Raw genomic sequence first — 12,240 nt, 5'->3', positions numbered from 1 at the left:
GAGTCAATCGCTTTTTCTCTGTTGGGTTACTGATCAATCGCCGTATCAACTAAATACGTGATTTCACCTGAAGGGGCATACTCATTAACATCAATAGGGCTGTGTGTTTCTAAATAATCCTTCAAAACCTCAGCATCGGTAAAACCTGTATTTACATACCCTGGATGATCGTCGATTTTAGGGTAACCATCACCACCAGCAGCATTATAGCTTGGTACGGTAAAGCGGTAATTACCATCTAAGCGAAGTTGCTTATTACCAATGAACACATTGGTTACCTCACCATTATTGATACTCATCGCAATACCCGCAAACTGCGCGTAAGCTCCAGAGTCGACAGGTTTAGTTGCAACGACATTTAGGTAATCCAATACTTCTTTGCCCGTCATATCAACGTAAGAGACCATATTGCCAAATGGCTGAACAGTCAGCACATCTTTGTAGGTAATCTCACCTGCTGCAATCGAATCGCGAACGCCGCCAGAATTCATTACGGCGAAATCTGCTTTTGCACGTTCCATGTGAGCCGTTGCAATTAATCGACCTAAGTTTGTTTGCTGGTAACGAACAACACTGCGGTCACCCTCAAGCTTACCGTTAGATTCTGCAATCTTCACGTTTAGCTTGCTCTGACCTTTTTCTTGATAAGGACGAAGAAACTCAAGCATCGCTTCGTCTTGTTCAATCTCTTCTTGGATCAAAACTCGTTGCGACTGACCATCAACTTTAATTTTCTTTTTCAAGTTTACAGGGATTAGATCGTAGCTCACCATCGAGAGTTCGCCATTACGAAACTCGTAATCGGCGCGTCCCACATATTTCCCCCACTCATGTGCCTGAACAATAAAGGTACCATTTTGTTTATCGGGCTGACATTCATCACCTGGTTTAAAGTTCTTTTTGATAACGTTTGGACCTTCCATGCACACAGGTTCTTGTGAGTGTCCTCCAACGATCATGTCGAGATCGCCGTCATTCAAATAACGAGCTAACGCCACATCGCCAGGAGCATTGATGCCTCTATTACCATTTTCATAGTGTCCCATATGCGTGACAGCAAAAATCAGATCTGGATACTCTGTCTCTTTCAGTTCTGCAATCAACTTCTTGGCTTCTTCTTTTGGGTCACGGAAGTCAATTTGTTCAATGAATTCAGGGTTGCCAAGTTTCGCTGTGTCTTCGGTTGTAAGGCCAATGACCGCAATTTTAATGCCCTGCTTGTTAAACATCGCGTATGGTTGGAATAAACGCTTGCCAGTATTTTTATCGTAAATATTGGCAGACAACATCGGAAAGTTTGCCCACTCTTGCTGCTTGAATAGCACGTCCAATGGATTATCAAACTCATGATTACCTAGAGCCATCGCATCGTAACCAATTTTGCTCATGCCTTTGAAATCCGGCTCGGCATCTTGTAAATCAGACTCAGGTACTCCTGTGTTGATGTCACCACCAGAAAGCAGTAACACGCTGCCCCCCTCAGCCTGTATTTCTTCGCGCAAATCATCGATTAACGTTTTACGCGCCGCCATGCCATATTCACCGTATCGATTTTGCCAAAAGCGACCATGATGATCGTTAGTGTGCAACACGGTCAATTTATAGGTTGTATCGGCATTCCATTCTGGTGCAGGTTGCGTAGCACACCCAGCTAACGAGACCAAGATAGCGGCACTCAAAACAGTTTTGATCATCAGACGCTGATTCATTTATTTACCTTTTTCTTATTGGGATTACTGACGCACATTTTAAGCATTCGATCTATTTGAAAACCACGTGCACCCTAACACATTGATTTAATAATTATGATGCATTGTTTAGCAATAACAAATTCATCAGTAACAAGTTTGAGAATTTACAGTTTTTCAGATAAAAAAATAGCCAACACTCGGTTGGCTATAGTATTTGTTACCACCAGTCATCTGGCGTTTACTTGATATCGATATCTGCAAAGCTCTTGATTAGATCATCAAGCGATTTCATTTGTGCTAAGAATGGCTCTAACTTGTCTAGAGGCAGTGCAGATGGGCCATCACAACGCGCTTGGTCTGGGTTTGGGTGCGCTTCGATAAATAGACCTGCGATGCCTGTCGCTAGACCCGCTTTTGCAAGCTCAACTGTCTGCTCACGACGGCCGCCAGATGCTGCGCCTGATGGGTCACGCATTTGTAGTGAGTGCGTTACGTCAAAGATGATTGGGCTACCTTTTGAAGCATTTTTCATCACACCAAAACCAAGCATATCTACAACTAGGTTATCGTAACCGTGGCAAGAACCGCGCTCACATAGGATGATCTTGTCGTTACCGCATTCTGCGAACTTCTCAACGATGTTACCCACTTGACCAGGGCTCATAAATTGAGGTTTCTTCACGTTGATAACCGCACCTGTTTTAGCCATAGCTTCAACAAGGTCAGTTTGACGAGCTAGGAATGCAGGAAGCTGAATAACGTCTACCACGTCAGCGACAGGTTGAGCTTGCGCTTCAGTGTGAACGTCCGTGATGATCTTTACACCAAAAGTGTCTTTCAGCTCCTGAAAGATTTTCATACCTTCTTCCAGACCTGGACCACGGTATGAATGAACAGAACTGCGGTTTGCTTTGTCAAACGACGCCTTAAATACGTAAGGAATACCAAGTTTTTCCGTTACTTTTACGTAGTGCTCACAGATCTGCATCGCAAGATCACGAGACTCAAGAACGTTCATACCTGCAAATAGGGTGAATGGCTTGTCGTTAGCAACCTGAATGTCGCCGATATTAACGATTTTCTGTTCCATTTTGATTCTCTTTTTCTGTCCACGATACGCCACCGTTCGGCACATCGATAAAATTAGTGAAGTGTGACGTGCGTTTCACTCATCACATTAACTTGTGATTTTAGTAGCTCGGAAGCCGGATCGTCAGGGCATTGGTCAATAAAGTACTGAAAATCTGATACCGCTACTTGAGGGCACTCTAGCTGTTGGAAAATAAAACCACGGTCACGAATTTCGTATGGGTCATCTGGCACAAATGTTAGAGCAAGATTTGTACAACGTAATGCCAGCGTATAATGCTCTTCACGCAACATCGCACTTTTAATCAACGCCAACCAGCGACCAATAATTGTTGGGTTGTCAGCTTCCTCAAAATGTTCAGGCTTTAGCTGAGCTAGCGGTCCTTCTTGGCCAATAAGCCAAGCTTGAAGAATCCTTTCACCTACATACTCACCATTAAATGGGTTGATGTAGTCTGGCTTCTTATGCATCCAGTCGACTTTTAACAGGAACTGAGTAGGGAAAGTAACTCCCTTCAACGGGAACCCCAGCTTTTTGCCTAGGTATAACAAAATCGAACCTAAGCTCACAGGAATACCTTTTCTGCGCTCCAACACTTTATCGATGAAGCTGTTGTCCGAAATAAAGTATTCCTGCTCGTCGCCTTTAAACCCCCACTCGTGGAAAAACAGTCGTAGGAATGCATCAAATCGTTGCTCTTCATCGGTTTCATGAACAAGCGTGGCTTCTGCATCTTTGTAAAGACGCTCTAACTCTTGTTTCGCCCAATGTACTTTGGTTTCTGGGTTAATCGCTTTGTTTAGCTCAAGCGCACCCTCCACCAACGGTATATTGTCAAAATCTTCGTCAAAAAACTCTAACATGACGTCTATCCAAATAACGTAGGGCTCTTAGACACAGCAATGTTTGCAGCCATGACCAACCAACCTAATGCGCCGAAAAAGCCAAATATCTTCAGTAGGTTGTTTTTCGCAAGTTTCAATGAGAAGAATCCAAGCGCAATGTACGCCAGTACGCAGGTGATTTTGTTTGTTAACCACGGTGCGGCATCGGTAAACGGGATGAAACCCGTAATGAAAATAAGCGCGATACCTGACACTAGCAATGCAGTATCAACGATGTGGGGAAACACTTTCAAAAAGCGATTATTTCGCTTCGGTGAGTTCATCATCATTAACACGAATCGGATCGATAGTAGCGTCGCGCTGAGAGCGATCGTCACTAAGTGTATGTGTTTTAGAGCTACGTACATTTTTCTTCTCTTTTTAGTTAGTGTTTGCTGACTTCCATGATTAACTGGCCAGACAACCAAGCGTTACTCGATCGTTACCGCCATAATCTTTTTCCGTAGCGACCTGTTGGTAACCAAAGCCACGCATTATCTCACGCACCGCCTCACCTTGATCATAACCATGTTCAAATGCCAGCCAACCGCCCACTTCAAGATACTGACGAGCAAGATCCGAGATATGACGAATATCAGCTAAGCCATTCTCTTTAGCAACTAATGCAGATTTTGGCTCAAAGCGCACATCACCTTGGGATAAATGTGGATCTTTTTCATCAATATACGGCGGATTGGAGACAATTAAAGCAAACTTCGTACCTTCTGTAATAGGCTCAAACCAACTGCCTTGAGCAAAGGTCACATTTTTGATGTTTAGCTGCTCAGCATTGTACTCTGCAAGTGTTTTCGCTTCTTGTTTGAGATCTACGCCCATCACTTGACGTTTTGGCATTTCAGATGCGAGTGCGATAGCAATTGCCCCCGTCCCCGTTCCAAGATCTAAAATAGGCCCAGTTTGCTCGTAGGTCTTATCGAGTGCAACCTCGACCAAACGTTCTGTATCCGGTCTTGGGATCAAGGTAGAGGGAGAAACTTTGAACGGTAAAGACCAAAACTCTCGCTCACCAATAATATAAGCGACGGGTTCACCAGTTAAACGTCGTTCAAGTAGAGCGTCGAATTTTGCTTGTTGCTCTGCTTCTAATGCTTTTTCTGGCCAGGTCAGCAGGTAAGTTCGTGGTTTGCCAAGGACATGGCAAAGGAGTACAGCTGCATCGAGAGAAGGCGACTCTTTGCCGCCTTCTGCCAGTTTCGCCGTCGCACTTTTCAGTGCTTGCTCAATCGATTGAACTTGGCTCATCGATTAGCCGTTCTCTGCGAGCGCCGCAAGTTGGTCTGCTTGGTGCTCTTGAATCACAGGATCAATCAAGCTCTGCAGGTCACCTTCCATCACTTCGTTCAAACGATAGATGGTCAGGTTGATACGGTGATCAGACACACGACCTTGTGGGTAGTTGTAGGTACGAATACGGTCACTACGGTCACCAGAACCTAGAAGGTTACGACGTGTATCAGACACTTCTGCGGCACGACGCTCTTCTTCCGCTTGAACGATACGAGCAGCAAGAACCGCCATTGCTTTCGCTTTGTTCTTGTGCTGTGAACGCTCATCCTGACACTCTACTACCGTACCCGTTGGTAAGTGGGTAATACGGATTGCAGAATCCGTGGTGTTAACGTGCTGACCACCCGCGCCAGATGCACGGAACGTATCGATTTTCAGGTCTGCTGCTTTGATTTCTGGCAGATCCGCTTCAGGGATTTCCGCCATTACTGCTACTGTACAAGCAGAAGTATGCACACGACCTTGAGACTCTGTTGCTGGAACACGCTGTACACGGTGACCGCCTGACTCAAACTTCAACACGCCGTATGCACCGTCGCCGCTTACTTTCGCGATCATCTCTTTGTAACCGCCGTGTTCTGCTTCGTTAGAAGACATCACTTCGATACGCCAACCACGCTTTTCTGCGTACTTGCTGTACATACGGAATAGATCACCCGCGAAGATACCCGCTTCGTCGCCACCCGCACCTGCACGAATTTCTAGGAAACAGTTACGATCATCGTTCGGATCTTTTGGCAGAAGAAGAATCTGTAACTCATCAGTAAGACGCTCAATCGTCGCTTTCGCTTCTTTGATTTCTTCTTGCGCCATTTCACGCATTTCTTCGTCGTCTTCGTTTGCCATCTCTTCAGCGGCGACAAGATCTTCTTGTGCTTGTTGATAAGCTTGGAAGCACTTGGTTACTTCTTCTAGCTGAGAGTACTCTCTTGATAGAGCACGGAATTTGTCCTGATTTCCAATTACATCAGGATCACCAAGAAGATGTTGAACTTCTTCGTAACGTTCTACTAGCGTTTCTAGCTTAGTCAGAATAGAGGCTTTCATAGTGTCGTTTTCTTAATAAAAAGCGTGAGTTATAGATCATCCAAGCCAAGTGTTTGGCGGATAATCGTTAATTTTGCTGGTTCGCCTTGCTCTGCTGCACTTTGCAATGCGCGAGTTGGAGCGTGAATCAGTTTGTTGGTGAGTTTATTACTCAGCTCGCGCAGCACTTTCTCCGGATCTGCGCCTGCCGCTAAAGATTGCAAACTTTTGCTCAGTAACTCTTCACGAATTTCGTTGGCTGATTTGCGATAGTCGCGAATACTATCGACGGCTTGCAGTGAACGCAACCATGTCATAAACGCAGCGCTTTCTTCACTAACAATCGCTTCAGCTTGAATCGCTTCGACTTTACGCTGCTCAATGTTGCTGTCGATGATAGATTGCAAGTCATCAACAGAATACAGATATGCGTCGTTCAGTTCACCGACTTCCGACTCTACATCTCGCGGCACCGCAATATCGACTAACAAGATAGGTTGATGTCGGCGCTGCTTTAGAGCCGTTTCGACCATACCTTTGCCAATAATAGGCAATGGGCTCGCCGTTGAGCTAATCACAATGTCCGCTTTCGCCAAATGTTCAGGAATTTCGTTCAAACTGATCACTTCTGCGCCAAATTGGTCCGCTAAGCCTTGCGCGCGCTCTTTAGTGCGGTTCGCGACAATCATTTTTGTGCAACCGTTGGACGCTAAATGCTTCGCGACCAATTCAATCGTCTCGCCCGCACCAACTAAAAGCACGGTTGAATCTGATAACGACTCAAAAATATGTTTTGCCAGTGTACATGCCGCATAAGCCACGGACACGGCATTACCACCTATATCTGTCTCTGTTCTCACCCGTTTGGCGACTGAGAACGTCTTTTGAAACAGTTTATCAATCGAGGCATCGACGGCTTGATGATCTCGCGAGTCAGAAAATGCTTGCTTTACCTGCCCTAAAATTTGAGGCTCACCCAACACCAGAGAGTCAAGACCGCACGATACGCGCATCAAATGCTTTATTGCAGCTTGTTCTTCATGAACATACAAACTCGGCATTAAATCTTCGCGGCTCACTTGATGAAATTGAGCAAGCCAATCGATCAACTTGTTTCGCGCTCCTTGCTTAACATCGCAGTACAACTCAGTTCGGTTACAGGTTGAAACAATCACACTGCCGTTAACTGCTTCGTGCTCTCTAAGTTGCTCGAGTGCAAGGCCGAGTTTATCCGGACCAAACGCCACCTTCTCTCGCAAGTCGACAGACGCTGTATTGTGATTAATTCCAATAGCAAGCAAGGACATCTAACGTGGTATCTCTGGGATAGGTTATAAAATAGGTCCAGAATTTTACTGTAAGCACGCATTTATTGAAAGGGTAAGCCGGATTTGTTTTCCTAAGTGCGACTTTTCAATGCTATAGTTGTGAGCGATTCCCGATGAAACTGATTAATAAGCCATCAAACATGACGTTACGCTCCTTTATTCTTTTTTTCTTGTCGAGCTTACTGCTCGCTGGTTGTTCGTCCGTTCCTGAAAGTGTTACCAGCGTTGAATGGCAAGCTCATGAGCAGCGACTCGAAACCATCCAAGATTTTCAAGCAACGGGGAAACTTGGTTATATTGGCCCAGACCAAAGACAAAATTTAAACTTCTACTGGAAACATTCTTCAGCACTAAGCCAGTTGCGTTTAACAACGATTCTCGGACAAACGGCATTAAAGCTCACCATCACCCCACAAGGCGCCACAGTAGAAACTTACGATGATCAGGTCCTTTCTTCTCGCAGTGCTAACCAGCTGATTTACCGTCTTACAGGGTTAATGATGCCCGTCGAGCACATGCCTGACTGGCTATTAGGTCTACCTACCGATGCCGACAAATTCCAACTGTCTCCAACCAATACACTGCAAGCGTTAAACAAACAGATTGGTTTAAATGATTGGAGTATCGCTTATCAAAGATATGGCGACGTTCAATGGCATGAACAGTCTCTCCCTCTGCCAAATAAGCTGAAACTCACCACAGCTGATGTCAAAATAAATCTAGTGATCACAAAATGGAACATCACCCAATGATTGAACTTTCAACACGCTGGCCATCACCAGCGAAATTGAATCTCTTTCTATATATCAACGGCCGTACAGAGAATGGCTACCACGAGTTACAAACCTTATTCCAATTCGTCGATCACGGCGATGAGCTCACCATTCAAGCGAACCATTCTGGTGATATTACGATTTCTCCAGAGATAGAAGGTGTGCCTCTTCAAGACAATTTAATTTGGAAAGCAGCAACCGCGCTTCAAGCTTACTCAAACTGCCCTTTTGGCGCGCATATTGAGCTACAGAAAGTGCTGCCTATGGGTGGAGGCATTGGTGGGGGCTCATCGAATGCAGCTACAGCATTAGTGGCACTGAATTACTTATGGCAACTGAATCTAACTGACGACGAACTGGCTGAAATAGGTTTAAAACTAGGCGCAGACGTGCCCGTATTTGTGCGCGGATTTGCAGCTTTTGCTGAAGGTGTTGGTGAAAAACTCTCTCCTGCTTATCCCGAAGAAAAGTGGTATTTAGTCGTCAGACCGAATGTATCTATCGCAACCGTCGACGTTTTTTGTCATCCAGATCTAACGCGAAACACCCCAAAACGAGATCTAGAAACACTTTTAAATACGCCAAGCGTAAACGATTGCGAAAAAATTGTACGAATGCTCTACCCAGAGGTTGATAAGCAACTTTCTTGGCTGCTACAATACGCGCCGTCAAGATTGACGGGGACAGGATCTTGCGTTTTTGCTGAATTTTCGAGCAAATCTGAAGCAGAAACTATCCTTGCACAACTCTCTGATAAAGTCTCGGCATTTGTCGCTCAAGGGCGCAATATTTCGCCATTAAAAGAGACTTTGGCTGAATACCAATCAGCCTCACACCGACCTATTTAAACTGGACGCAAACCCGAGGTTTCCACCGTGCCTGATATGAAGCTATTTGCTGGTAACGCAACACCTGAACTAGCCCAACGTATTGCTGATCGTCTTTACATCTCTCTTGGTGATGCATCTGTTTCTCGCTTTTCTGATGGCGAAGTTGCAGTTCAAATCAATGAGAATGTTCGTGGTAGCGATGTTTTCATCATTCAATCCACTTGTGCACCGACTAACGACAACCTAATGGAATTGGTTGTTATGATTGATGCAATGCGCCGTGCTTCAGCAGGCCGTATCACTGCAGTTATCCCTTACTTCGGCTACGCTCGCCAAGACCGTCGTGTACGTTCTGCGCGTGTGCCAATTACTGCAAAAGTTGTTGCTGATTTCCTATCTAACGTTGGTGTTGACCGCGTTCTAACTATCGACCTACACGCAGAGCAAATTCAAGGCTTCTTCGATGTACCTGTAGACAACATCTTCGGCACGCCAGTGCTACTTGAAGATATGCAGGCTCGCGGTCTAGATAACCCTGTAGTGGTATCTCCTGACCTAGGTGGCGTTGTTCGTGCTCGTGCAACAGCAAAAGCACTAGGCGACATCGACATCGCAATCGTAGATAAGCGTCGTCCACGTGCAAACGTTTCTGAAGTAATGAACCTAATCGGTGATGTTGAAGGTCGTGACTGTGTGATCGTTGATGACATGATCGACACAGGTGGCACACTATGTAAAGCAGCTGAAGCACTAAAAGAGCGCGGTGCTAAGCGTGTATTCGCTTACGCTACTCACGCAGTATTCTCAGGCAACGCTGCGGATAACATCAAGAACTCAGTTCTTGACCAAGTTATCGTAACTGACTCTATCTCTCTGTCTAAAGAGATGGCTGCAACAGGTAAAGTGACAACACTAAGCCTATCTCGCATGCTGGCTGAAGCGATTCGTCGTATCAGCAACGAAGAGTCAATCTCTGCAATGTTCAACTAATACGAACATTTCAGTTACACTGATTTCAAAAGCACCCCTCTTTGGGGTGTTTTTTATTTGTACTGATAACTAGAAAATCCCTTGGTCGCCCACCGCGAGTTTTCTGTGCTATCATACTGCGCTTTTTGAGATTCCAGAGAGATCCTAACCTTGAGTCAACAAATCAAACTTCTTGTTGGTCTTGCTAATCCAGGACCAGAATACGCCAGAACTCGTCACAATGCGGGCGCTTGGGTTGTAGAAGAATTAGCACGCGTTCACAACGTTACACTGAAGAACGAACCAAAGTTTTTTGGTCTAACAGGACGCATTATGGTCAATGGCCAGGATCTCCGTTTGCTTATCCCAACCACCTTCATGAATCTATCAGGTAAATCGATCGCAGCGCTTGCGAAATTTTATCAAATTAAACCTGAAGAGATCATGGTTGCTCATGACGAGCTAGACTTACCGCCAGGTGTCGCTAAGTTTAAAAAAGGTGGGGGTCACGGTGGACACAACGGTCTGCGTGACACCATTAGCAAACTGGGCAATAACAAAGATTTTTATCGTCTTCGTATTGGCATTGGTCATCCGGGACACAAAGATAAAGTGGCGGGTTTTGTATTAGGTAAAGCGCCAGCTAAAGAGCAAGAGCTTTTAGATGCAGCAGCTGATGAGGCTGTTCGTTGTCTAGATATCCTGATTAAGGATGGCCTATCTAAAGCACAAAATCGCCTCCACACGTTCAAAGCTGAATAAGGTTACTATCATGGGTTTTAAATGTGGCATCGTTGGTCTACCTAACGTAGGTAAATCAACTCTGTTCAACGCACTAACTAAAGCGGGTATCGAAGCAGCAAACTTCCCGTTCTGTACCATTGAACCAAACACTGGTGTGGTTCCTGTGCCAGATCTACGTCTAGACGCACTAGCTAAGATCGTTAACCCACAGAGAGTTCTTCCAACGACGATGGAGTTCGTGGACATCGCTGGTCTTGTTGCTGGTGCATCACGTGGTGAAGGTTTAGGTAACAAATTCCTAGCTAACATCCGTGAAACAGACGCGATTGGCCACGTTGTACGTTGTTTTGAAAACGAAAACATTGTTCATGTTTCAGGTAAAGTTTCACCCATTGAAGATATCGAAGTGATCAACCTTGAACTTGCAATGGCTGACCTAGATTCTTGTGAGCGAGCGATTCAACGTAACGCGAAGAAGGCAAAAGGCGGCGATAAAGACGCAAAATTTGAACTAACCGTACTAGAAAAACTGTTACCAGTACTAACTGAAGGCGGCATGGCACGCACAGTTGAGCTATCTAAAGAAGAGTTAGCAGCAATCGGCTATCTAAACTTCCTAACACTGAAGCCAACTATGTACATTGCAAACGTAAACGAAGATGGCTTCGAAAATAATCCATATCTAGATGCGGTTCGTGAGTTCGCAGAAAAAGAAAACAATGTCGTTGTACCTGTATGTGCAGCTATCGAATCTGAACTATCTGAACTAGAAGATGAAGATCGCGAAGAATTCCTAGCAGATATGGGGATCGAAGAGCCGGGTCTGAACCGTGTAATTCGCTCTGGTTACGAACTACTGACTCTACACACCTACTTCACAGCAGGTGTTAAAGAAGTACGTGCTTGGACAATCCCTGTTGGTGCAACTGCGCCTCAGGCGGCAGGTAAGATCCACACTGACTTCGAGAAAGGCTTTATTCGTGCAGAAGTAGTCGGTTACGACGATTTCATCCAATTCAATGGTGAAAATGGCGCAAAAGACGCAGGTAAATGGCGTCTAGAAGGTAAAGACTACATCGTAAAAGATGGTGATGTTGTACACTTCCGCTTCAATGTTTAATTAAATGAATGAATTCTAAACACTTCATTTACACTAAAAGCCAGCTGTTAAGCTGGCTTTTTTAATACCTTAAGTAAATGAACAAAAATAAATTACGCAACTGCAAGCTAATTTATTTCCAGTTTTAGATCATAAACACGCCTCTTTGTTTAAAAAGGAAGCGAACGAGGTTTTTTCCGAAATTTATTAAAAAAAACTGTTGACGGATCTCACTCAACTTCGCATAATGCGCGCCGTTCCCAACGACAAGGCAACAAAGCGTTGAGAACAAAAAATATGGTTTTGGCTACGTAGCTCAGCTGGTTAGAGCACATCACTCATAATGATGGGGTCACAGGTTCGAATCCCGTCGTAGCCACCATTCCTAAATGTTCTTTTTATCAGAGCAGTTAGGAATAGATGCGGAAGTGGCGGAATTGGTAGACGCACCAGATTTAGGTTCTGGCGCCGCAAGGTGTGAGAGTTCAAGTCTCTCCT

The 12,240-nt window shown here is 45.0% G+C and carries 12 protein-coding genes and 1 tRNA gene; 6 read left to right on the top strand and 7 right to left on the bottom strand.

Annotation, left to right across the window (positions count from 1 at the left end; translation table 11 throughout):
* Positions 1-26: 26 nt before the first annotated feature.
* The 7 genes from ushA to hemA form a co-directional block, all read right to left on the bottom strand.
* Positions 27-1,709: a bifunctional UDP-sugar hydrolase/5'-nucleotidase UshA gene (gene ushA, locus R7F07_RS14285; RefSeq protein ID WP_136976130.1), complete on the bottom strand. Its 1,683-nt coding sequence runs from the start codon at positions 1,707-1,709 to the stop codon at positions 27-29.
* 220 nt (positions 1,710-1,929) lie between these two features.
* Positions 1,930-2,781 carry a 3-deoxy-8-phosphooctulonate synthase gene (gene kdsA, locus R7F07_RS14280; protein WP_005384095.1) on the bottom strand — a complete coding sequence of 284 codons (852 nt, stop codon included), beginning with the start codon at positions 2,779-2,781 and terminating at the stop codon, positions 1,930-1,932.
* A gap of 53 nt (positions 2,782-2,834) precedes the next feature.
* Positions 2,835-3,644, bottom strand: a complete 810-nt coding sequence (locus R7F07_RS14275; RefSeq protein WP_005384098.1) for a SirB1 family protein — start codon at positions 3,642-3,644, stop codon at positions 2,835-2,837.
* Positions 3,645-3,649: 5 nt separating this feature from the next.
* Complete coding sequence (locus R7F07_RS14270; protein WP_005382225.1) at positions 3,650-4,033, bottom strand: SirB2 family protein; 384 nt, start codon at positions 4,031-4,033, stop codon at positions 3,650-3,652.
* A gap of 40 nt (positions 4,034-4,073) precedes the next feature.
* On the bottom strand, positions 4,074-4,928 hold the full coding sequence (gene prmC, locus R7F07_RS14265; protein ID WP_064353686.1) for a peptide chain release factor N(5)-glutamine methyltransferase: 855 nt from the start codon (positions 4,926-4,928) through the stop codon (positions 4,074-4,076).
* A gap of 3 nt (positions 4,929-4,931) precedes the next feature.
* On the bottom strand, positions 4,932-6,020 hold the full coding sequence (gene prfA / locus R7F07_RS14260) for a peptide chain release factor 1 (RefSeq protein ID WP_005382222.1): 1,089 nt from the start codon (positions 6,018-6,020) through the stop codon (positions 4,932-4,934).
* A gap of 29 nt (positions 6,021-6,049) precedes the next feature.
* A complete protein-coding gene (gene hemA, locus R7F07_RS14255; protein WP_171343381.1) occupies positions 6,050-7,306 on the bottom strand; it encodes a glutamyl-tRNA reductase in 1,257 nt (418 codons plus the stop codon).
* Between the two features lie 134 nt (positions 7,307-7,440).
* Here hemA and lolB point away from each other — a divergent pair, with 134 nt between their 5' ends.
* The 6 genes from lolB (at position 7,441) to R7F07_RS14225 (ending at position 12,124) form a co-directional block, all read left to right on the top strand.
* Complete coding sequence (lolB, locus tag R7F07_RS14250) at positions 7,441-8,079, top strand: lipoprotein insertase outer membrane protein LolB (RefSeq protein ID WP_085570134.1); 639 nt, start codon at positions 7,441-7,443, stop codon at positions 8,077-8,079.
* Positions 8,076-8,948, top strand: coding sequence for a 4-(cytidine 5'-diphospho)-2-C-methyl-D-erythritol kinase (gene ispE / locus R7F07_RS14245; RefSeq protein ID WP_005384108.1), 873 nt, complete (start codon positions 8,076-8,078; stop codon positions 8,946-8,948). Before lolB ends, ispE begins: the two co-directional genes overlap by 4 nt.
* A gap of 27 nt (positions 8,949-8,975) precedes the next feature.
* The gene (locus R7F07_RS14240) at positions 8,976-9,920 is read left to right on the top strand and encodes a ribose-phosphate pyrophosphokinase (protein ID WP_005393176.1); all 945 of its coding nucleotides are present in this window, start codon (positions 8,976-8,978) and stop codon (positions 9,918-9,920) included.
* Positions 9,921-10,070: 150 nt separating this feature from the next.
* Positions 10,071-10,661: an aminoacyl-tRNA hydrolase gene (pth, locus tag R7F07_RS14235; RefSeq protein WP_005384112.1), complete on the top strand. Its 591-nt coding sequence runs from the start codon at positions 10,071-10,073 to the stop codon at positions 10,659-10,661.
* Between the two features lie 10 nt (positions 10,662-10,671).
* On the top strand, positions 10,672-11,763 hold the full coding sequence (gene ychF / locus R7F07_RS14230; RefSeq protein WP_005393178.1) for a redox-regulated ATPase YchF: 1,092 nt from the start codon (positions 10,672-10,674) through the stop codon (positions 11,761-11,763).
* 284 nt (positions 11,764-12,047) lie between these two features.
* A tRNA-Met gene (locus R7F07_RS14225) sits at positions 12,048-12,124 on the top strand.
* Positions 12,125-12,240 lie beyond the last annotated feature (116 nt).

It is taken from the genome of Vibrio sp. YT-16 (assembly GCF_033337405.1).
Lineage (GTDB): Bacteria > Pseudomonadota > Gammaproteobacteria > Enterobacterales > Vibrionaceae > Vibrio > Vibrio alginolyticus.
This window is presented reverse-complemented; position numbering and strand designations above follow the sequence as displayed.

Bases quoted from the DNA above. Each gene is read 5' to 3' on its own strand.
- lolB (WP_085570134.1), top strand. From the start codon at position 7,441: ATGAAACTGATTAATAAGCCATCAAACATGACGTTACGCTCCTTTATT.
- R7F07_RS14270 (WP_005382225.1), bottom strand. From the start codon at position 4,033: ATGTACGTAGCTCTAAAACACATACACTTAGTGACGATCGCTCTCAGC.
- prfA (WP_005382222.1), bottom strand. From the start codon at position 6,020: ATGAAAGCCTCTATTCTGACTAAGCTAGAAACGCTAGTAGAACGTTAC.
- hemA (WP_171343381.1), bottom strand. From the start codon at position 7,306: ATGTCCTTGCTTGCTATTGGAATTAATCACAATACAGCGTCTGTCGAC.
- ushA (WP_136976130.1), bottom strand. From the start codon at position 1,709: ATGAATCAGCGTCTGATGATCAAAACTGTTTTGAGTGCCGCTATCTTG.
- kdsA (WP_005384095.1), bottom strand. From the start codon at position 2,781: ATGGAACAGAAAATCGTTAATATCGGCGACATTCAGGTTGCTAACGAC.
- ychF (WP_005393178.1), top strand. From the start codon at position 10,672: ATGGGTTTTAAATGTGGCATCGTTGGTCTACCTAACGTAGGTAAATCA.
- ispE (WP_005384108.1), top strand. From the start codon at position 8,076: ATGATTGAACTTTCAACACGCTGGCCATCACCAGCGAAATTGAATCTC.
- R7F07_RS14275 (WP_005384098.1), bottom strand. From the start codon at position 3,644: ATGTTAGAGTTTTTTGACGAAGATTTTGACAATATACCGTTGGTGGAG.
- prmC (WP_064353686.1), bottom strand. From the start codon at position 4,928: ATGAGCCAAGTTCAATCGATTGAGCAAGCACTGAAAAGTGCGACGGCG.